The sequence below is a fragment of the Helicobacter rodentium ATCC 700285 genome, from assembly GCF_000687535.1.
Taxonomy (GTDB): domain Bacteria; phylum Campylobacterota; class Campylobacteria; order Campylobacterales; family Helicobacteraceae; genus Helicobacter_D; species Helicobacter_D rodentium.
In genome coordinates this window covers 87,929-107,619 of the sequence record NZ_JHWC01000006.1, presented here as the reverse complement: position 1 = coordinate 107,619, position 19,691 = coordinate 87,929, and the positions used below count along the sequence as shown (strand labels likewise).

30 protein-coding genes are annotated in these 19,691 nt (G+C 37.2%); 18 read left to right on the top strand and 12 right to left on the bottom strand.

The genetic code is table 11. The features are described 5' to 3' along the window. The first annotated feature begins 254 nt into the window (after positions 1-254). Positions 255-494, top strand: coding sequence for a hypothetical protein (locus BS85_RS0106080; RefSeq protein ID WP_026944014.1), 240 nt, complete (start codon positions 255-257; stop codon positions 492-494). Here BS85_RS0106080 and BS85_RS11445 read toward each other — a convergent pair. After that, entirely contained in the window at positions 457-654 is a 198-nt protein-coding gene (locus tag BS85_RS11445; RefSeq protein WP_156938074.1) for a hypothetical protein, read from the bottom strand. The two genes, BS85_RS0106080 and BS85_RS11445, sit on opposite strands and share 38 nt — an antisense overlap. Positions 655-682: 28 nt before the next feature. Between BS85_RS11445 and BS85_RS0106075 the strand changes: the two genes are divergently transcribed. Next, positions 683-1,117: a hypothetical protein gene (locus tag BS85_RS0106075; RefSeq protein ID WP_026944013.1), complete on the top strand. Its 435-nt coding sequence runs from the start codon at positions 683-685 to the stop codon at positions 1,115-1,117. Between the two features lie 13 nt (positions 1,118-1,130). On the opposite strand, the gene BS85_RS0106070 is transcribed toward BS85_RS0106075, so the two are convergent. The 3 genes from BS85_RS0106070 to BS85_RS0106055 all read right to left on the bottom strand — a co-directional run bounded on the left by BS85_RS0106070 (position 1,131) and on the right by BS85_RS0106055 (position 3,494). Beyond that, complete coding sequence (locus BS85_RS0106070; RefSeq protein ID WP_026944012.1) at positions 1,131-1,874, bottom strand: amino acid ABC transporter ATP-binding protein; 744 nt, start codon at positions 1,872-1,874, stop codon at positions 1,131-1,133. A 10-nt stretch (positions 1,875-1,884) separates the two neighbouring features. Beyond that, positions 1,885-2,538 carry an amino acid ABC transporter permease gene (locus BS85_RS0106065; protein WP_026944011.1) on the bottom strand — a complete coding sequence of 218 codons (654 nt, stop codon included), beginning with the start codon at positions 2,536-2,538 and terminating at the stop codon, positions 1,885-1,887. Positions 2,539-2,858: 320 nt separating this feature from the next. After that, entirely contained in the window at positions 2,859-3,494 is a 636-nt protein-coding gene (locus tag BS85_RS0106055; RefSeq protein ID WP_051604723.1) for an amino acid ABC transporter permease, read from the bottom strand. 169 nt (positions 3,495-3,663) lie between these two features. Between BS85_RS0106055 and hemJ the strand changes: the two genes are divergently transcribed. The 4 genes from hemJ to BS85_RS0106035 all read left to right on the top strand — a co-directional run bounded on the left by hemJ (position 3,664) and on the right by BS85_RS0106035 (position 6,583). Continuing rightward, entirely contained in the window at positions 3,664-4,092 is a 429-nt protein-coding gene (gene hemJ, locus BS85_RS0106050; RefSeq protein WP_026944009.1) for a protoporphyrinogen oxidase HemJ, read from the top strand. Positions 4,093-4,101: 9 nt separating this feature from the next. Next, positions 4,102-5,523 carry an argininosuccinate lyase gene (gene argH / locus BS85_RS0106045; protein WP_026944008.1) on the top strand — a complete coding sequence of 474 codons (1,422 nt, stop codon included), beginning with the start codon at positions 4,102-4,104 and terminating at the stop codon, positions 5,521-5,523. Beyond that, positions 5,513-6,232 carry a bifunctional demethylmenaquinone methyltransferase/2-methoxy-6-polyprenyl-1,4-benzoquinol methylase UbiE gene (gene ubiE, locus BS85_RS0106040; RefSeq protein ID WP_026944007.1) on the top strand — a complete coding sequence of 240 codons (720 nt, stop codon included), beginning with the start codon at positions 5,513-5,515 and terminating at the stop codon, positions 6,230-6,232. The genes argH and ubiE overlap by 11 nt, the downstream gene beginning before the upstream one ends. Positions 6,233-6,316: 84 nt before the next feature. Next, positions 6,317-6,583, top strand: coding sequence for a hypothetical protein (locus BS85_RS0106035; RefSeq protein WP_026944006.1), 267 nt, complete (start codon positions 6,317-6,319; stop codon positions 6,581-6,583). Here the strand turns inward: BS85_RS0106035 and BS85_RS0106030 are convergent. Beyond that, positions 6,573-7,202, bottom strand: a complete 630-nt coding sequence (locus BS85_RS0106030) for a trimeric intracellular cation channel family protein (protein ID WP_026944005.1) — start codon at positions 7,200-7,202, stop codon at positions 6,573-6,575. The genes BS85_RS0106035 and BS85_RS0106030 overlap by 11 nt on opposite strands. 40 nt (positions 7,203-7,242) lie before the next feature. After that, the gene (locus BS85_RS0106025) at positions 7,243-7,818 is read right to left on the bottom strand and encodes a thermonuclease family protein (protein ID WP_026944004.1); all 576 of its coding nucleotides are present in this window, start codon (positions 7,816-7,818) and stop codon (positions 7,243-7,245) included. A gap of 152 nt (positions 7,819-7,970) precedes the next feature. Between BS85_RS0106025 and BS85_RS0106020 the strand changes: the two genes are divergently transcribed. The 11 genes from BS85_RS0106020 to BS85_RS11440 all read left to right on the top strand — a co-directional run bounded on the left by BS85_RS0106020 (position 7,971) and on the right by BS85_RS11440 (position 14,721). Then, positions 7,971-8,525 carry an adenine phosphoribosyltransferase gene (locus BS85_RS0106020; RefSeq protein WP_026944003.1) on the top strand — a complete coding sequence of 185 codons (555 nt, stop codon included), beginning with the start codon at positions 7,971-7,973 and terminating at the stop codon, positions 8,523-8,525. Between the two features lie 116 nt (positions 8,526-8,641). Next, on the top strand, positions 8,642-9,010 hold the full coding sequence (gene panD / locus BS85_RS0106015; RefSeq protein WP_026944002.1) for an aspartate 1-decarboxylase: 369 nt from the start codon (positions 8,642-8,644) through the stop codon (positions 9,008-9,010). Beyond that, positions 9,003-9,314, top strand: a complete 312-nt coding sequence (locus BS85_RS0106010; protein WP_026944001.1) for a YbaB/EbfC family nucleoid-associated protein — start codon at positions 9,003-9,005, stop codon at positions 9,312-9,314. The genes panD and BS85_RS0106010 overlap by 8 nt, the downstream gene beginning before the upstream one ends. Then, positions 9,314-10,468 (top strand): DUF7488 domain-containing protein, encoded by a 1,155-nt coding sequence (locus tag BS85_RS0106005; protein ID WP_051604719.1) that lies wholly within the window; start codon positions 9,314-9,316, stop codon positions 10,466-10,468. The genes BS85_RS0106010 and BS85_RS0106005 overlap by 1 nt, the downstream gene beginning before the upstream one ends. After that, a complete protein-coding gene (locus BS85_RS0106000) occupies positions 10,443-11,300 on the top strand; it encodes a polyprenyl synthetase family protein (protein ID WP_026943999.1) in 858 nt (285 codons plus the stop codon). The genes BS85_RS0106005 and BS85_RS0106000 overlap by 26 nt, the downstream gene beginning before the upstream one ends. A 9-nt stretch (positions 11,301-11,309) precedes the next feature. After that, positions 11,310-12,095 carry a 5'/3'-nucleotidase SurE gene (surE, locus tag BS85_RS0105995; protein ID WP_026943998.1) on the top strand — a complete coding sequence of 262 codons (786 nt, stop codon included), beginning with the start codon at positions 11,310-11,312 and terminating at the stop codon, positions 12,093-12,095. Position 12,096: 1 nt separating this feature from the next. After that, positions 12,097-12,777 (top strand): ThiF family adenylyltransferase, encoded by a 681-nt coding sequence (locus BS85_RS0105990; RefSeq protein WP_026943997.1) that lies wholly within the window; start codon positions 12,097-12,099, stop codon positions 12,775-12,777. Between the two features lie 2 nt (positions 12,778-12,779). Continuing rightward, on the top strand, positions 12,780-12,935 hold the full coding sequence (locus tag BS85_RS11715; RefSeq protein ID WP_169734694.1) for a hypothetical protein: 156 nt from the start codon (positions 12,780-12,782) through the stop codon (positions 12,933-12,935). Between the two features lie 9 nt (positions 12,936-12,944). Next, positions 12,945-13,832 carry a carbon-nitrogen hydrolase gene (locus BS85_RS0105980; RefSeq protein WP_034551280.1) on the top strand — a complete coding sequence of 296 codons (888 nt, stop codon included), beginning with the start codon at positions 12,945-12,947 and terminating at the stop codon, positions 13,830-13,832. Continuing rightward, the gene (locus BS85_RS0105975) at positions 13,832-14,398 is read left to right on the top strand and encodes a class I SAM-dependent methyltransferase (protein WP_026943995.1); all 567 of its coding nucleotides are present in this window, start codon (positions 13,832-13,834) and stop codon (positions 14,396-14,398) included. The genes BS85_RS0105980 and BS85_RS0105975 overlap by 1 nt, the downstream gene beginning before the upstream one ends. Positions 14,399-14,511: 113 nt before the next feature. Continuing rightward, a complete protein-coding gene (locus tag BS85_RS11440) occupies positions 14,512-14,721 on the top strand; it encodes a hypothetical protein (RefSeq protein ID WP_156938073.1) in 210 nt (69 codons plus the stop codon). A gap of 148 nt (positions 14,722-14,869) precedes the next feature. On the opposite strand, the gene BS85_RS0105970 is transcribed toward BS85_RS11440, so the two are convergent. The 6 genes from BS85_RS0105970 to BS85_RS0105945 all read right to left on the bottom strand — a co-directional run bounded on the left by BS85_RS0105970 (position 14,870) and on the right by BS85_RS0105945 (position 18,659). Then, positions 14,870-15,880, bottom strand: coding sequence for a beta-ketoacyl-ACP synthase III (locus BS85_RS0105970; protein ID WP_026943994.1), 1,011 nt, complete (start codon positions 15,878-15,880; stop codon positions 14,870-14,872). Between the two features lie 12 nt (positions 15,881-15,892). Next, complete coding sequence (gene plsX / locus BS85_RS0105965; RefSeq protein ID WP_026943993.1) at positions 15,893-16,879, bottom strand: phosphate acyltransferase PlsX; 987 nt, start codon at positions 16,877-16,879, stop codon at positions 15,893-15,895. 14 nt (positions 16,880-16,893) lie between these two features. Continuing rightward, complete coding sequence (gene rpmF / locus BS85_RS0105960; protein ID WP_026943992.1) at positions 16,894-17,049, bottom strand: 50S ribosomal protein L32; 156 nt, start codon at positions 17,047-17,049, stop codon at positions 16,894-16,896. Positions 17,050-17,062: 13 nt separating this feature from the next. After that, entirely contained in the window at positions 17,063-17,428 is a 366-nt protein-coding gene (locus BS85_RS0105955) for a hypothetical protein (RefSeq protein WP_026943991.1), read from the bottom strand. A 3-nt stretch (positions 17,429-17,431) separates the two neighbouring features. Continuing rightward, positions 17,432-17,845 (bottom strand): nucleoside-diphosphate kinase, encoded by a 414-nt coding sequence (ndk, locus tag BS85_RS0105950; RefSeq protein ID WP_026943990.1) that lies wholly within the window; start codon positions 17,843-17,845, stop codon positions 17,432-17,434. 112 nt (positions 17,846-17,957) lie between these two features. Next, the gene (locus tag BS85_RS0105945) at positions 17,958-18,659 is read right to left on the bottom strand and encodes an MqnA/MqnD/SBP family protein (protein ID WP_026943989.1); all 702 of its coding nucleotides are present in this window, start codon (positions 18,657-18,659) and stop codon (positions 17,958-17,960) included. A gap of 157 nt (positions 18,660-18,816) precedes the next feature. Between BS85_RS0105945 and cheP the strand changes: the two genes are divergently transcribed. Then, on the top strand, positions 18,817-19,671 hold the full coding sequence (gene cheP, locus BS85_RS0105940; RefSeq protein WP_026943988.1) for a cheVAW transcriptional regulator CheP: 855 nt from the start codon (positions 18,817-18,819) through the stop codon (positions 19,669-19,671). Positions 19,672-19,691 lie beyond the last annotated feature (20 nt).

Below are 19,691 nucleotides of genomic sequence, written 5' to 3'. Positions count from 1 at the left end.
GCCTCTTGCAATGACAAAAGCCAACCCCGCTATCATTATTTTGTTTGACCACTACGATGAGAAGGGTGTTGGTAGTCGTTTCCTTTACAAGCATTGAATGCAAACATCAAGCCCAAAATTCCTAAGACAACTAGAACTTTTCTCATAACCTCTCCTTGTTGATTAGAATGCGTAATTATACAGATTTTTTATCAAATTGTCTATTGCTAAATATGCTATGATTCCGAGTCAAAATTTAAACTAAAGGTAAAATAATGAAAGGAACAATCCTATCTAATGGAATCCTAAGGGCAGAAGATGGCAAACGCTACGCTTTTAAACTAGAGGAAATTCAAAATTTGTCTAAATTTTCATACACAGATGAGCATAGTTTAGACGGAATGGAAGTAGATTTTGAAATAGGCGAAAACAACGAAGCAACCTCACTTTTTCTCCTTATAACTAAAGAATCTAAAATTACCCCCCCCCCCCGCAGCACACACAAGGTAGCTTAGAATCCTCTAAACAGGGCTTTTGCGAAGAAGTCCAAACAGGCATAGAATCCAAATTCATCGTTTTTCGTGGCATTATTGAAAACTCTAGCGATTCACAAACTACACATACATTTGGCGAGATAAAGGGCAATACAAGACGCGTTAAGGGAACGATAGACACACTCATACAAAAAGATAAAAAATTTAAAATGGGCGATAAAACCTTTATTTTTGATATCAATGGTGTTAGTAAATTAGGCTCTCTCAGTCGGATACTTTCTGGATCTAATAATATCAATCTTGAAAGTGGTGATGAAGTGATTGTTGCCGCCTTAAAAGAGAAAAATACTGGGATTTACAAGGTAGAAGCGTTAAAAAATTTAAGCAAAGGCTATTGCTCCTCTCATCTCAAACACGATGGCGCATATATTGGGCTATTAATACTTTTTGGTTTTGTACTTTTTTGGTCTTTTGTGTTTGGGATAATGTTTTATGTCGGCGATAGAAACCCTGCTATCTTGCAAATAAGTATCTTTGTTGTTTTGCCCTTATTTTTCATCGGAAGGTTCTTTGGATTAAGGCTTTTTGGTGTTACAAAAAGGAAAAAGCTGGATAATTTTATCAAAAACTATGTTAAGCCTTAAAGATTTTTAGAATCTAAAATTCAAAAATATTTAAAAATTTTTTTGCGCGCTCACTTTTGGGATTGCTAAAAAATTCCTGTGGCGTTGCAATCTCTGCTATTTTTCCCTTATCAAAAAACACGATTCTATCGGCGACATTTTGGGCAAACTTCATCTCGTGCGTTACAAGCAACATTGTCATTCCTGCTACTGCTAACTCTTTAATCACATCTAGCACTTCTTTTACCATTTCAGGATCAAGCGAAGCGGTAACCTCATCAAAAAGCATAATCTCTGGATTCATACAAAGTGAGCGCACAATGGCAACGCGTTGTTTTTGCCCTCCACTTAAGCTTTTGGGATATGCGTCCTTTTTTTGCTCCAAACCTACGCGACGCAAGAGGCTTAAAGCCTCTGTAATTGCCTCCTCTCTTTTGCGATTCTCTACTTTCATTGGTGCTAAGATGATGTTTTCTAACACACTCAAATGTGGAAAAAGCTCATAATTTTGGAATACCATACCGATTTTTTGACGCACTTTTTTCCATTGCACTTTCGCGCCCTCGCCACTAATTTGCATGTCTTTGAAAAAAACTTTGCCCCCTTGTATGGATTCTAGCCCATTAATGCAACGCAAAAAGGTGCTTTTACCACAACCGCTTGGTCCCAAAATCGCGCAAACCTCGCCCTTTGTTACCTCTAAACTCACAGAATCTAGCACCAAATTGTCCCCATATTTTTTTGTGATATTTTCTAATCTTAAAAGAACAGGATTCATCGCCTTAACCTTATATTAATTTTTTTTCTAAACTTCTGCTCCACAACGAGAGGGGATAGCATAGTGCGAAATACACCATAAAGATTCCGCCATACACCCAAAAACTCGCGGTTGGATAAGCAAGGAGATTCACTTCAATGATTTGCTGTCCAACCTTTAGCATATCGCTCACTCCAATGAGTGCCGCTAGAGAGGTTGTTTTTATCATTCTTGTAAAGAGATTGACTAGGCTTGGCAAAAGCCGCTTAAAACCTTGCGGAAAGATAATATAATACTGCACTGCAAATTCGCTTAAACCCAATGCCCTCGCGCTCTCGCTTTGGTGTGGAGGCAAACTTGAGATTGCTCCGCGCACTAAATCCCCCATTTCTGCGATTCCCCAAAGGCTAAATACCAAAATACACGCGGCGATTCCGCTTAGGTTCAAAACGCTAGAAAAGCCAAAATAAACGATAAACAACCAAGCTAAAATCGGAATAATGCGGATAGATTCCAAATACAATCGGCAAATACCGCGTAAAATCCTAGATTGCAAAGTCATCAAATACCCTAAAATAAAGCCAAAAATGCAAGAAAACAGAATCGCAATGAGTGCAATTTGAAGTGTTACTAGCACACCTTGCGCGATTCTTAAAATATTTTGTGGTAAAAAGAGTAATTCCATTGTGTTTCCTAATTTAAAATACCTAATATTTGACTTATTCAGTCTCCAAGATTCTATGATTTAATAGCATTTCTTTTAGCGCAAAAGGGTATCCCTTAACCTTTTTATCCCAACTTTTGATATAAATATCCAAAATATACCGCATAGCCTCAATCTAGGACAATAAAAATCAACTCGCCTCCCTTTTTTGTTTTGAATCAAGGAAATACATTGTTTTACAAGAATCTTTGGGCTAAAAAACTGCCCTAGATTCCTTTTAAGACCTGATTGCATAATGCTATTTTTTGTATTTTGCATTCTCTTTCTTTTCCTATTTATCTCTAAATATACCGCTTATAATGTCGCTCCAAAAGCGAAAACAGAATGGACAAAGGCAAAAGCACCACCAAATAACAAAGCACAAGCAGTAACAAAGTCTCGCTTGTCTTATAGTAACTACCGATTAAATCCTTAGTTACATACAGCACATCTGCTAGAGCAATTGCGCTAACAACTGAAGTTTCTTTGAGCAAGAAAATTGCATTTGCAGCAATAGAAGGCAAACTCACCATTAGACTTTGTGGCAACACAACAAAGGCGATAAGTTGCCATTCATTAAGCCCTAAACTTCGCGCGGATTCTAATTGAATCTTGCCCACAGATTCCAATCCTGCGCGAAAGGATTCCGCCATATAACTCCCACCTAAAAACACCACACCAATGAGTGCGCAAGTGTAACTGCTAAAATGAATACCCACTTGTGTCAATCCATAATACAAGAAAAAGAGTTGAATCAGTAAGGGCGTATTGCGCGAAAGCTCAATGTAACCTTGCGTCAATGTAGATAAAAAACGCAATTTGTAATACTGCACCAAAGCAATCAAAAATCCCAAAAGAACAGAAAATAAGATTCCAAAAAAAGATAAATGTAGCGTCAGCCACAAAGCTTTAGCAAAGGTTGGAATCGCATTTTGCATAAAGGCAACATCAAGGTTTAAAAACAGCTCGTGCAAATAAATTCCTCATATAAATTTCAGTTATTTTAGCAATTTCTCAAGGATTATACAAAAAAGATAATTAATTTTTCGCTTGACTTTAAGTCTGTTTTGCTACAATTTTAACTTTTAGTTCAAAAAGGAGCAGTCTATGACTTATCTTTATGTAAAGATTTTCCATATTGTGGCGTTTGTATCGTGGATGGCGATGCTATTTTATCTCCCTAGACTTTATGTTTATCACGCGGAGCATTTAAATAACGCAGGTTTTGTAGAAGTCGTCAAGATTCAAGAGGAAAAACTCTTTAACTTTATTGGCTATCCTGCGCTCATTTGCACATTAATTTCTGGGATATGGTTGCTTGTCTTAGAACCCACTTGGCTAAAAGGTGGCTGGATGCACGCGAAGTTCCTTATTATCGCTATTTTACTTGCTTACCATTATAGCTTGTATCGTTTTTTGGTGGCTTTTAGAGAAAATCGCTGTTTTAAAAGTGGTAAGTTTTTCCGCGCTTACAATGAAGTGCCAACCCTCGCCATTATTTTTATCACGATTTTAGTCATTCTCAAACCTTTCTAGGGGCAAAAAATGGAAAACCAAAAACTTTGGGGCGGAAGATTTAGCGCAAGTGCTGCAAAAATTTTAGATGAATTTAACGCCTCTTTGCCTTTTGACAAAAAACTCTACAAACAAGATATTCTAGGCTCACAAACACACGCTAAGATGTTAGCAAAATGTGGAATCCTCACGCAAAGCGAAGCAGAGAAAATCTGCGAGGGCTTGGAGCAAGTCAAAGAGGAAATAGAGCGAGGGGAATTTGAGTTTATCCTTAGTGATGAGGATATTCATATGGCAGTAGAGAAGCGGCTCACGCAAATCATCGGTGAAGTGGGCAAAAAGCTCCACACCGCACGCAGTCGTAATGACCAAGTTGCTCTTGATTTTAGGCTTTTTGTATTAGATTCCAACCGCCATTTACGCGCACTTATTTTAGAACTTATTAATACCTTACTAGAAATTGCAAAACAACACACACAAACAATGCTACCGGGTATGACACATTTACAACACGCCCAACCTGTGAATTTTGGCTTTTTAATGTGTGCGTATATGAGTATGTTTGTAAGAGATTTTGAAAGATTAGAATCCTCTTTTAAGCGCAACAATTACTGCCCACTTGGTGCAGCGGCTCTTGCAGGGACGCCTTATGCAACCGATAGATTTTTTAGCGCAAAAGCTTTGGGCTTTATTGCGCCGACATTAAACGCCACCGATTCCGTAAGCGATAGAGACTTTGCGCTAGATTTTCTCTATGATTGTTCTATGGTGGCAATGCACATTTCAAGACTAGCAGAAGAGCTTGTGTTATGGAGTAGCTATGAGTTTAGATTCATCACCCTAAGCGATGCGTATTCCACAGGAAGCTCCATAATGCCACAAAAAAAGAATCCCGATGTCCCCGAGCTTTTGCGTGGCAAAAGTGGGCGCGTGTATGGGAATTTGCTTTCACTTTTAGTTGTAATGAAAGGTTTGCCACTTGCCTACAATAAAGATACGCAAGAGGACAAAGAGGGTGTGTTTGATAGCTTTGAGACATTGGATATTGCACTAAGAATCTTAAACGATACTTTAAAAACAATGACTATCAATGTGGATTCTATGCTTAAAGCTTGCAAAAAAGGGCATTTGAGCGCAACAGATTTAGCGGATTTTCTTGTGCAAACTTGCGGGATTCCATTCCGTGAGGCGCACCATATCACAGGCAAAGCAGTCGCCTTTGCAGAATCCTTAAACAAAGACTTAAGCGAACTCACACGAGAGGAATTATGCAGTGTGGATTCTAGGATTCCACAAGATGCACATAAAAGCCTAGATTTAATGGCTTCTATGAATAGCAGAAACTCCTATGGTGGCACTTCTACACAAGCGACAAAAACACAGATTGATAGCTTGGAGGCTTGGCTACAACTTGCAAACGCAAGCAACAAGGAATCCCAAAATGCAAAATAAGCAGCAAGAAATCATCGCAATGTTTGATGACATTGCAGGAAGCTACGATTTGGCAAACCGCGTGATGAGCTGCGGGATAGATATTGCTTGGAGGCAAAAGGCTTGCAATCTTGCTTTTAAAAATCTACCACAAGAATCCCTCTCTGCATTAAATATTGCCGATGTTGCGTGTGGAACGGGCGATATGATAAACCATTGGCGCAAAAATGCAGCCAAAGAAAATGTGCAAATACAAAGCATTATCGGGCTTGACCCAAGCGAGGGAATGCTAAATGTCGCGCGCAAAAAACTTCCCAATGTGGAATTTGTGCAATGCGAGGCGAAAGAACTCCCGCTAGAAAATGCAAGTAAGGATATTCTAAGCATTGCCTATGGAATCCGCAATGTTGTTGAGAGAAAACAAGCCTTAAGCGAGTTTGCAAGAGTGATTAAGCAAAAGGGAATCTTGGTGATTTTAGAATTTACCAAATGTGAGAATCCCACACTTTTGGAAAAACTTATGGGCTTTTATACCAAAAATATCCTACCTTATGTTGGCGGGATTGTCTCTAAAAACTACCGCGCCTATCGTTATTTGCCCGATTCCATTGAAGAGTTTTTAACTGCGGAAAAACTGAATTGTGAGTTGCAAGAAGTAGGCTTTATGCCACTTTATACCAAGGCATTTTCTGCAAATGTTTGCACCTTGTTTATTGCTAGAAAGCTTTAAAAATCTAATTTATCATCAAATCAAAATTTGCCATTGCGTCCCTCTCCGTCATTGCGAAGCCCTTTAAGGCTGTGGCAATCTATAATGCAAATCCTAAAGAAACTTTCGCAATGGAATCGCACTGATAAAAATTTATTTATAAAAATTCTATTACTTTTTAAGTGTGGAATTGTAACATTTGCCATATTAGATTATGGGTTACCACAACTTCTTATGAAGTCTCGCAATGACGAAAAGCAGAACAATAATGGAATCTCCATTACTTCCATCATAGCAAATAAAGTGAAATCCATAATCTTACAAAAATTAGCTTTTACAATAGAATCTTTAAGGCAGGATTCTATGCTTTAGGTGTATATTTAAAGGTTGGCAGACCTAAATGGTAACGAATCGCAACCAAACGCGCAATGAAACCAATAGACAAGCAAACAATAATAATGAGATTCTGATTGATTGCAAAATAATTTGCACTCATAAATTCACAAACAACATACAAGCTACCCACAAGCAAGGAAATACTAGCATAAAGCTCTTTTTGAAACACAAGCGGAATCCTTGCACAAAAAATATCCCTTAAGATTCCGCCAAATACTCCCGTGATGACTGCTCCTGTTACTGCCATTGCCCCACTTGGGTGCAAATCTATCCCAACGCGTGCGCCAATCACACTAAAAACTGCAAGCCCCATAGCATCTAACACCAAAAAAGTGCGCTCAAACCTAGCAACAAAATAAGGAATCTTGGTTGTTAAAATTGCCACAAAACACACAATTAACAAGTATTCAGGGTGTGCAACCCAAGTAAGGGGATAATGCCCAAAAAGCACATCACGAATAGAACCTCCGCCAATGGCAGTTACACAAGCGATAAAAACCACCCCAAACCAATCCATATTATGTCTTCCAGCCGCCAACGCCCCACTCATTCCCTCTGCAGTGATTCCTATAATATACAAACTTGTCAAAAGCATTTTTAAATCTCCTTAGATTCTATATTGAAAGGTGCGTAATTTATTTATCGGAATCTTCGCTTAATGTTTCTTTTGCAATTTCTTGCAAAGTTCTTTTTAAGCATTCCATTTCCTTGCCCCACTCTTTCCACAATCCGCGTTTTTCAGCCTTAGCAACGCTCTCTAACACTTCTAAATCAGCTAATACTGCGGATTCTGTAATGTCAAAATGTTGCACGACCGCATATCCATCACGTACAAGCTCCGCATTAAAGAGATTCCCTCCGCGTTGCAAAAAACACCACCCATTCTTATAGCCCAAACGATATTGTTCCTCTAAAAAAACCTTATTGCGTGTATATTTCATAGCAAAATGTCGCATTTCTTTAACCGCTTGTGGGCTCACTTCACAAGTATCGTTTTTGAAGCTTTTGCTAACACCTGCTACCCCATAAAGCTGACAATAAAGCATACCATAGTTTTTATTGTACACACTAAAAAGTGTGGGTGCATAAATGGATTTCAATAGCACTTGCAAACTAACAGGAGGAGTTGCAAAAGCAAAGAGGTTTAGGCTCATTAAACATAAACCCAAACAAAATATTAAAATCTTTTGAAACTTTTTAATCCCTTGCATTCTACCGCCTTAATAGCAACTTAATTGACTTGAAATTGTAGCAAACTTCTACATTATTCTTAAAACTTTTCTCTATTAAAAAACTCAAAAATCTTGACACAATAACACAAACGCGTTAAGATTCTGCAAAATTATAAAATAAGAGGAAAAATATGCAAACCTTAGACAATGCGCAAAAAAAGTTTTTACTTGATTCTATTCGCACGATTCCAGACTATCCACAACCCGGAATCTTATTTTATGATATTACAACCCTTTTAAACAATCAACAAGCTTTTACAATGGTAATTTCTCATCTTAAAGAACGTTATGCATCACTAGAAATTGATTATATTGCAGGTATTGAAAGTCGTGGTTTTATCCTTGGTGCTGCCCTAGCTTACGCATTAGGAATCGGGTTTGTTCCCATTCGCAAAAAGGGCAAATTGCCTCACACAACAATTTCTGAAAAATATTCCTTAGAATATGGTTTTAGTGAAATTGAAATCCATATTGACGCCTTTAAAAACTCTAACAAACCAAATCCTAATGTGCTTTTGGTAGATGATTTAATTGCCACAGGTGGCACTGCGATTGCTGCGGTAAATCTCATCAAACAAGCAGGAGCAAAATGTATAGAATCTTGCTTTATTTTAAACTTAAAATCTTTAGATGGAGCGGAAAACCTGCAAAAACTTGCCCCAATTTATACACTTTTGGATTTATAAACGAAATTTATCCTCTTTAAGTTGCAAGAATCTAAAATTTGAGGTTTTTTATTTTGGTAAAATGTGTTAAAATTCTTAGAATTTATAAGATTTAATTCTACTTTTAAGGACATACATTGAATCTAACAATGCTATATAGCAAAATTCATCGCGCAAGTGTGAGTGATGCAAATCTAAATTATGTCGGCTCTATCACTATTGATATTGAGTTGATGAAAGCAGCAGGACTTCAAGAAGGGCAAAAGGTAGATATTGTCAATATTAACAATGGAGAACGATTTTCAACCTATATCATAGAGGGTAAAAAGGGGGATATGTGTTTAAATGGTGCAGCAGCGCGTAAAGTGCAAGTAGGAGATAAAATTATTGTAATGGCTTATGCGCAATACAATCAAGATGAGATTTTAAATTACGCACCAAAAATTGTGCTAGTAGATGAAAAAAATCAAATCATTGCAATCAAAAAGGAATTGAAAGATGTTTGACCCACAAGAACTTGCAAAAACACTTGGAAGCTTACAGGAAAAGCTTAAAGAAGCACAAGAGGAAAACAAGAATCTAACCTTTAATGCCAAAAGTGGAGGTGGATTAGTAAGTATTAGTGCCAATGGTGAGGGCGAGATTATTGATGTTAGCATTGATGATTCTTTGTTAGAAGATAAAGAATCCCTACAAATCCTTCTAATGAGTGCATTTAATGATATTGTGAAAAGCATAGATACAAATCGTAAAAATATGGCAATGGGAATGTTAGGTAATTTGGGAGATTTTCCATTTAAGGGGATATAATGCTGGGTTTAGGTGGATTTAAAAAGCTCTATTTGCTTGGAATTGGAATGGTGTTTTTGGGCGGGACGCTTTTTGCCTATGATTTTGAGGCTTGCAGACAAAAGGCAGCTCTTTCAATGGAACGCGTAGGCGATACTTATGGAATTGCAGTGAAACGTTTAGAAAACACCACCAAAGAGGCTGAAAATAGCTTAAAGCCTTCCAAAGTTGCCTTGTTTGTCTATTCGCCAAAATCCTCTCCAAAAGGTTACAAAATCTTAAAGCACGACCCTTTTATTGGTATGTATCTATTGGAATCTAAGAGCGAATTATTACCCATTTCTTTACGCGCAATCCACAAAGAAATCCTAGAAGACGAAATGGCAAGCATTCTACCGCTAGAGGGAGTAAGTGGTAAGATCCAAACGCGTATGCAAAGCCCCATTAATTATGCAACACTCAACACCCCAACCTTTCAAAATAGTTTAATTAGCACGGTTTGCGACCATATTTATGGAATCGGTATTGGCAAAAATGAATTTATTGAAAAAGCTTATTTAGACCGCTTTATCCGTAGCAATTCGGTTTATTATGGCGATATAGGTGTGCGTGTATTCCAAAACAATAACGACAGAGTAGAAGTGAATCTCATTGACCCCTTTTTCCCAACAAATCCCTTTGCTTATGGGGATATTATTATGATGGTGAATGGGGAGGCGATTCCAAATGTGGCAGATTTTCATCGTGTAGTTTTTGATTTAAAAGAAGGAGAAATTGTCCCTGTGCGTGTATCTCGCAATGGAGTTGTGATGGAATTACAGGTGCGCGTAGATAAAAGACGCGGTGGAATGCTTTTGAAAGAAGATTTCTTGGGACGCGTTGGAATTGAAATTAATAGTGATTTTGTTATCACTTCTGTTGCACCTTATGCTAAGGACGGCTTTGAACGTTTAAAAGTAGGCGATAAAGTCTTGCGCGTCAATCAACAAGTTGCTCCTAAGGGTTATGACTCTATTGTTCGTTTGCTTGGTCAATATCCAGATAAAACGCAAAAATGGTTGATTTCTCGTGATGATTTTCAATTCTTCATTAATGTAAATCAAAAACAATCTCCCAAAACACAAGAAAGTATTATACAAGGGCTACTCAATGAATCTAATACATTCAGTTTTTGATAGATTTGAACACTATCTTATTAAACAAGCTCCAAAAGTTGCTAGTTTTCACCCCTATTTTGAAGTAGCATTATGGGAAATGGTTTTAAATGGCGGTAAGAGATTCCGTCCCAAACTTCTCTTAAGCGTTGTTGCAAGCTATAAACCTAAAATGCTCGAAAAAGCCTTTGCCCCAGCACTTGCAATAGAAGTTTTACATACTTATTCGCTCATTCACGATGATTTACCCGCAATGGACAATGCAACTCTGCGCAGAGGGTGCCAAACACTACATACAAAATATGATGAAGCTGGTGCGATTCTCATCGGTGATGGATTAAACACTCAAGCTTTCTATCTTTTAACTAAAGCAAAATTAAAACCAAAAATCAAAGTTAAATTAATCCAATCTTTAAGTTATAATGGCGGAATCTATGGTATGGTTTTAGGACAAGCGTTAGATTGTAATTTTGAACATCAAAATCTTCCTCTCAAGCAGCTAAAAACAATCCATTTAAATAAAACTGCTAAACTCATTGCCGCAAGTCTGCAAATGGGTGGAATCCTTGCAGAATGCGATAAAAAAACTTGCAAAATTCTTTATAAACTAGGATTGGATTTGGGATTATTTTTTCAAATCCGTGATGATATTATTGATGCAACTCAAAGCGAACAAGAAGCAGGTAAGCCCACACACCAAGATAGCGCAAAAAATAGCTATGTCAATCTCTTGGGGTTAGAGGGAGCAAGGATAGAAGCTAAGAATCTTGAAAATTCCATCAAGCAACAGCTTAAACCACTAAAAGCACACAAAGCCTTAAATGAGCTTTTAAGTCGCTATTTTATTTTCTAAAGGCTCAAAGTGAAACGCATTTTACTAACTAATGACGATGGTTATCAATCCCCCGGTCTCCTAGCCCTCAAGGAAGCCTTAAGTCCGCTTGGACATATCGTAATTGTCGCACCTGCAAGTGAGAAATCTGCTTGTGGGCATTGTATGACTTTAACGCGCCCCTTGCGTTTTGTTAAATTAGAAGACGACTTTTATAAATTAGAAGATGGAAGCCCCACGGATTGTATTTATCTAGCCTTAAATGCACTCTATCAAGAGGGATTTATGCCTGATTTAATTGTCAGTGGCATTAATATTGGTTCTAATATGGGGGAAGATGTAAGCTATTCTGGCACAGCAAGTGCCGCAATGGAGGGTGTCCTGCACGGGATTCCCTCTATTGCCGTTTCACAAGTTTTACAAGATAAAAATTATTTTGGATTTGATTTTGCATTAGCCAAAGAGAGCATTTTTCAACTTGCAAAAAAAGTCCTAAATCATCACTACCCTTTGCAAGAAAGAGAATTTTTAAATGTTAATATTCCACAACTTGCTACAAAAGACTGCAAAGGCTTTAAAGTTACAGAGCTTGGAATCCGCACTTATGGAAATGATGCACATGTGCATCGCAATCCTCGTGGGGAAGAATATTATTGGCTAGGATTGCACCCTCTTGCGTGGCAAGAGCGTAACAATAATGAAATTTCAGATTTCAATGCCACAATGGAGGGCTATGTCTCCATTACGCCTATTAGCTTAGATTTCACTGCAAGGAATCGTTTGCGCATTTTGGAAAATTGGATAAATGAGGTTTAAAATGACAAACCAAAAACGTTTTGCTAGAACATTGCCATTGTTCAAAGAAGAAGGATTCCATAAACTTCAAAATGCCAATATTCTTTTACTTGGTGTTGGAGGAGTTGGAAGTTTTACACTAGATTGCCTCTACCGCACAGGGATTGGAAAAATCTGTATCGTAGATTATGATTGTTTTGAAGAAAGCAATCAAAACCGACAAATTGGCTCATTTCAGGGGATTGGAAATAAAAAAGTTGAAGTTTTGGCAAAGATTTATCAAGGAATCACTGCGCTAGATTCTAAAATCACGCAAGAATTTATTGATAATTTTGACTTTAGCGTTTATGATATTGTCATTGATGCAATTGATGATATAGAAGCTAAAATAGCCCTTGCGCTAAAAATAGCGAACCAACCAACAGATTCCACAAAACCTCTTTTACTCTCCTCCACAGGAAGCGCAAAGAAGCTAGACCCTTCACAAATTCAATTTGCCCCAATTTGGAAAAGCTATGGAGATAAATTTGCTAGAAAATTTCGTGAAGGATTAAAAAAACAAGGTTTTAAAGGAGATTTTATGGTGGCTTTTAGCCCAGAAGAGCCAAAGTGCAAAGAGCTTGGAAGCTTTAGTGGAGTAACAGCTAGTTTTGGATTGCGTCTAGCAAGCGAGGCAATCGCAATAATTTTAAAAAAGGATTAACAATGCAAATTTTTTCAAAAGCCCTTGAGAGTGAAGAAGATTTTGAAGACGAAGAATACGATGGCTACAATTCAGACTATGAAGACAGCGATAAATTCCTCTACGATGAAGACGATTATGATAGTGGCGATAGCGACTACGAAGATGAGGAATACTAAGGAGCTTCAATGGAATCCAAAATCAAAGTAGCTTTGATTCAACAATCCTACAAAGGCAATAAATCTGCTACACAACAAACGAGTGTGCGAATGATAAAAGAATCTTCTAAAAATGGAGCGCAATTAGTCTTATTACAAGAACTCCATACAAATGAATACTTTTGCCAAAGTGAAAATGTAGATTTTTTTGATTACGCATTAAATTTTGAGGCAGATTGTGAATACTTTAGTCAAGTTGCTAAAAACAACAAAATTGTGCTGGTAACTTCACTTTTTGAGCGCAGAAGTGCAGGATTGTATCACAATACTGCTGTTGTGTTTGAACGCGATGGAAGCATTGCGGGAAAATATCGCAAAATGCACATTCCCGATGATCCCGGATTCTATGAAAAATTTTATTTTACTCCGGGAGATTTAGATTTCAATCCAATTAACACAAGCGTAGGTAAGCTTGGTGTGTTGGTGTGTTGGGATCAATGGTATCCTGAAGCAGCGCGCATTATGGCATTAAAGGGAGCAGAGATTCTAATCTATCCTACAGCGATTGGCTGGTTTCCTAGCGATAAACCCGATGAAAAAGAACGGCAAAGGGAAGCGTGGATGGCAGTGCAGCGCGGACATAGCGTTGCAAATGGAATCCCTGTTGCAACAATTAACCGCGTAGGTTTTGAGAGTGATAGCAGTGGCGTAATGGAAGGCATTGTTTTTTGGGGTTCTAGCTTTGCTTATGGTGCGCAAGGCGAATTGCTCACGCTTGGTAGCGTAGAAAAAGAGGAGATTCTATACTTTGAATGGGATAAGCACAGAAGCGAAGAGGTGCGTAGAATCTGGCCTTTCTTGCGTGATAGACGTATTGATTCCTATCAAGAAATTCTAAAAAGGTATTGCGATTCATAATGCAAAATGACCAAATAAAATGGAATCTTCGTCATCAAGAAAATCCTTTTATTGGCGAACCTTTAGAACTCTTAAAACAATACATTCCACACAAAGCCAAAAATACCCCCAAAGCATTAGATATTGCTTGTGGTATGGGGCGCAATTCGCGCTTTATGCGAGATTGTGGATTCTATGTGGAAAGTGTAGATATTTCAGATTTTGCAATCCAATCCCTGCAAAACGAACACAATATTTATGCATTTTGTGCGGATTTGGATACTTTTAAAATCCCACCACGTCATTATGATTTAATTTGCAATAGTTATTTTTTAGAACGTAGGCTTTTCCCACTTATCTGTGATGGGCTGAAAAAAGGCGGAATCCTAGTGTTTGAAACCTTTGCCAAAAGTGAGATAGAATCCTACAACGCTTTTGCGAGTGATTCTAGTCATTTATTGCATAAAAACGAACTTCTACACGCTTTTTTGGATTTAGAGATTCTCTTTTATGAAGAAGCTTTGATTCCACACACCAAAACTTCCTCTTTAGCCCTTGTAGCACGATTAGTTGGCAAGGCTGTGTGATTTCAAGAGATTTCTCATTTTGCTTTTACAATAACAAAACTACAAACAATACAATATTATAGATTACCACGAAAATCAAAAATTTTCTCGCAAGGACGGAGGTAGCAGACGCTTTGGACTTTTGCCATTGCGAGAGAGCGAAACGAACAAAGCAATCCACAATACAGAATCTCGCTAGTAAAGACTCCATTGTTGAATTTAATTTTTGCTTGATTATAGATTGCCACGACTTCTTACAAAGTCTCGCAATGACAAAGCGGGGACTTTCAAGTATGCAGAGTATGCAGGATTATAGATTTACAAATGTGGATATGTTGTGCTAACAACTCACCCAAACTGCACAATTTCCAATCAATGACATACTGCTACCTTGTCATTATAAGAGAATGAAACGAATGAAGCGATCCATAGTTTTGCATAAATTAATTTCTACAATGTTGGAATCTTTACCTCTAAAACAACGAAAGAAAATCAAACACTCTTGCCATTAAAAGTTAAAATCGCAGAACCCCAAGTCAAACCCCCACCAAAAGCGTCCAAAAGCAATCTTGAACCTTGCTTGATTTTGCCACTTTCATACAAATCATTTATCGCCATTGGAATGGAAGCTGCAGAGGTGTTGCCATATTTTTGTACTGTGAGTGCAACTTTTTCACTTGAAAACCCTAATGTCTCTCCCACTGCAGAAATAATACGAAAATTTGCTTGGTGTGGAATAAAAAAATCAATTTCATCTTTGGATAAATGATTCTTTTTTAAAATTTCTATTACATCTTTGGTTAAAGTCTTAACTGCAATTTTAAAAACTTCATTTCCTTTCATTTTCATAAACTGCAAACGTTCATTTATCACTTCTATATTTGCGGGATTCCGACTTCCACAACCCGGTGTCATCAACAAATCTTGATATTGTCCATTTGACGCACATTGCACATCTAATATACTAAGATTTTTATCCTCTGTCGCACTGATGATAGCCGCTCCCGCTCCATCACCAAACAAGACACAAGTGCTACGATCCTGCACATCCAAAATGCTTGAAAGCTTTTCTGCGCCAATAATTAAAATATTGCGATAAGTTTTAGATTCTATCAAAGCTTTTGCTAGGGAGAGCAAATAGATAAATCCACTACACGCGGCTGCAATATCAAAAGCAGGTTTGTTGATAATTCCTAGATTATTTGCAACCACACAAGCAGTAGAGGGCATACATAAAAAATCTGGAGAGATGGTCGCCACAATGACCGCGTCAATCTTATCAATATCAATTTTAGCGCGCTCTATCGCAACCTTTGCCGCATTTGTTGCTAAATCACTCGTAGCCTCATTTTCCGCCGCAAACCTTCTTTCCTTGATGCCTGTGCGCTTAGTGATCCATTCATCGTTTGTTTCAACGATTTTAGATAAATCATCGTTTGTAACAACTTTGCTAGGAATATATGCGCCAATAGAACTCAAAGTTGCATAAATCGGCTTTTCCATTGGCTTCCTTTTTTAAATCTTATATTCTTCTAAGGCTTTTAAAATTCTGTCATTGACATTGCTTTCAATCGCCAAGATTGCCTGAAAAACAGCATTTTTCATCGCCTTTGCATTACTTTTGCCGTGGCAAATAATCACATTGCCATTCACTCCCAAAAGTGGTGCTCCACCATATTCAGCATAATCAATTTGCTTCTTAAGCTTCTTGAATACATTTTTCATAAACAATGCCCCAAAGATTCCAATAGGGGAGGATTTAATGTATTTTTTTAATAAGAATACAATGGAATCTGCTACTCCCTCACTTGTTTTCAAGACAACATTCCCAACAAATCCATCACACACAATCACCTCTACATTTGCATCAAAAATATTATTACCCTCTACATTCCCAACAAAATTAGGGTGCTTTTTCAAAAGCTCAAATGCTATTTTGGTTATTTCATTGCCTTTACACTCTTCCTCTCCATTTGCCAACAAACCAATTCTCGCTTTAGGGTAATTCAAAATGGTGGTCGCATATTCGTAGCCCATAATCCCAAACTCAAAGAGATTCTCTGGTTTGCAATCTACATTTGCTCCCGCATCTACCACTAGACTTTTATTGAAATCTATACGAGGCATAAGTGTGCAAATGGCAGGGCGAGAGATTCCTTTTAAGCGTCCAATTTTTAAAGTGGCAAGACTCATTGTCGCGCCACTATGCCCTGCAGAAACCACTGCATCAACTTCTTTGTTTTTCAGCATTTCCATTGCGATATAAATGGAACTTTCTTTACGTTTTAATGCGGAAGTAGCCCCCTCTTCCATTGTAATAAAATCTGTGCAATGGACAATCTCTACTTTTTTTTTGTATTGAGCAGGAATCAAAGGAGAAATAATTTGCTCGTTTCCCACGAGTACGAGATTAAAATTACGTTCCCTTAATGCCTGTAAAGCACCTTGTATAAGTGGGGAAGAGCCAAAATCCCCGCCCATTGCATCAACAGCAATTTTCATTCTTAAGATTCCAACTAATTACTTTTATATTTTCCAGTAAATTTATTTACACGATGTGGCATTTTCCAAGCGCCATCTTTATCTTTCACAGGAACTGCTAATGTAATTTTATAATGCGTCCTTCTTTTTGCCGCTCTTGTTTTGCTTACGCGTCTCTTTGGTACTGCCATTTGTTACTCCTTATTATTCATTTTCTTTCGTATGATAATCGCAGCGAATCATTTCTAATTCACCATCTAAAATTTCCTCAAAATCAATCTTGCCATCTTTGCATTCTACTACTTCTTCAAAGCAATCCAAATGCACAATCTCTCCACTCAAGTAAAACTCCAAGTCCTCTTGCAGGGTTTTATCATACTCTTCTCCACTCAAGTCGCAAACGAGAGTTATGCTTCCGCTTAAAACCCCTTTGAGTTTCAATCTATCAGGGTGAGCTTTATCGTAGAATAAACTGCCTTGCAATTTTGCTTGGTCTTTTTCAATGCAAAAAGGAAATTTCTCCCCTTTTCTGCAAGACTGAAAAACCTTTGCAAAAGCAATTTTATGCATTAATTAGCAAATTTCCCTTGTTGCAAAGAAAAAAGCAATTTCTCTCTTTGCATTTTCCAAGCTATCACTTCCATGCACTGCATTGGCATCAATACTTTCTGCAAAATCCGCACGGATTGTTCCAGCTGCTGCTTCTTTTGGATTTGTTGAACCCATTAATTCACGATTTTTTGCTACCGCATTTAAACCTTCAAGCACCATTACCACAACAGGTCCGCTTACCATAAAATCTACCAATTCATCATAAAAAGGACGCTCTTTATGCACTGCATAGAAATCCTTTGCATCACATCGGCTAAGTCTAATCCTTTTCATAGCCACAATTTTTAAGCCATTACTCTCAAAACGATCAACAATCTTCCCAATGACATTTTTTTTCACTGCATCAGGTTTAATAATGGATAATGTTTGCTCCATTGCTACTCCTAACAAACCCAAATTTCGGGCAAATTAAAATAAAGGGGGTTATTATATTAAAATTAACCTGCATTTTTTATTAAAATAGTTTAAATTTTCTTTTTAAAATATTCTAAAATCTTCTTGGGGGTTTGATTCTTAAAATTCTTAGATTCCGATAGAATCTTTCCACGCCAAAATTTGCTTTTTTATCTATCCTATAAGACAACACTTTAAGATATTTCAAAATTTCATCTTTTGAGATTCCACTCTTAAATGAAGCCTTTTCTAACAAAAAATATGGAATCCTAACGCGTTTTTTATAAAAAGCTTGGATTAATTTATTATAAAACTCCCGATTCTTTTTAACGCACAATCTTCCAAAAACAAAAGGCAAGTGTTCCCTTGCTACCCAAAACTTTCCCAAATCAATATAGTCTCTTTTGTTTTGACTTTCTTGTCTTAATACCTCCACAAGAGCTCTATCTCCAATTAACACGCGCCCTTTTAAACCCAAGACTTTCAAAAGTGCATTGGAGGTTGCAGATTGATAATCTTCTCCTTGTTGGCTAGGCAAACAAATCACACTTAAAACTTCTTTGCGTGCTACAATCCCAACTTTAGAGGCTTTAAAACGCTCGTTTTTAGCTCTTAAAGCAGTAATAGAAGAAACAAATCCTGCATCAATGCGTCCAAATAAAAATTCACGATTCAACTTTGCTGGATAAGATTTCTTTTTATTATAAAATAATTGAAAGTGCGATGGTTTTGGATAGGATCGTATAAAAACCTCAAAAGGCAAGAGATTAAGATAATCAATTTTTCCAAAACGCATAAAATCTCCTAAAAATTTCTTATTATTCTTATTATTTTACCACTTATTCATCATTTTATAACATTTTTCAAAATTTATTCTCTTTAATTAAAGTAATGTTTTACTAAAAATACTATAAAATAAAAAATTAATTACAAAAAATCTTAGGAAGTTTTCAATGAATCCTTTACTTTTAGAAACCATTAACGACCTCCCTCCTTTACCCAAAACGGTAATTGAACTGCAAGAATATGTTGATTCTAGTGGAGCGGATTTAGAGATTAGTAAGGTTGTAGCTATTATCTCTAAAGACCCATTGTTGATTGGCGAACTCTTGCGGCTTGCAAACTCTCCTTTTTATGGATTTTCCCACCAAGTTTCTACGATTCAGCAAGTAGTGTCTTTACTGGGGGTGAGCAATATAAAAAATGTCATTCTAGCCAACTCTATTAAATCTAATTTTTCCATTGATGTTTCACCCTATGGATTGGATACTGCTTTTTTCTTGACTAATTGCTCTAACGAAGTGGATTTTATCTCTACTTGGCTTCACGAGGAGGATAAGCACCTTGCAAATGAACTTGTGCCTTGTGCGATGTTGTTACGACTTGGAATGATTCTCCTTGCGAATATGCTGATAAAATCCGGAAAGGACAAAGAATTTTTAAATCAGAACAAAGAGCAAAACTTTCAAAATGTATCCGAACTAGAAAATCAATATTGCGGAATAGACCACGTGTCCTTTTTGGGAACTTTATTTGACCATTGGAAGTTTGATGAGCGACTGATTCAAAGCATTGCTCACATTGAAAATCCTCACGCCGCCTCTCAAGAAATCAAGAAAAATGCCTATGCGTTAGCAGTTACAAATTGTCTCTTTGAGCCTTACCATCCTTTAAGCCCTTTTAATTCTAAAAAATCTATCGCACTTATCAATGAAGCAACAAATCAAGGGATTGATTTTAATATGGGTAATTTTTTAGCCAAACTCCCCCAAACCGCTAAAGACAACTTGATGAAAGATAATGATTAAGCAAATTTTAGATAGGCATC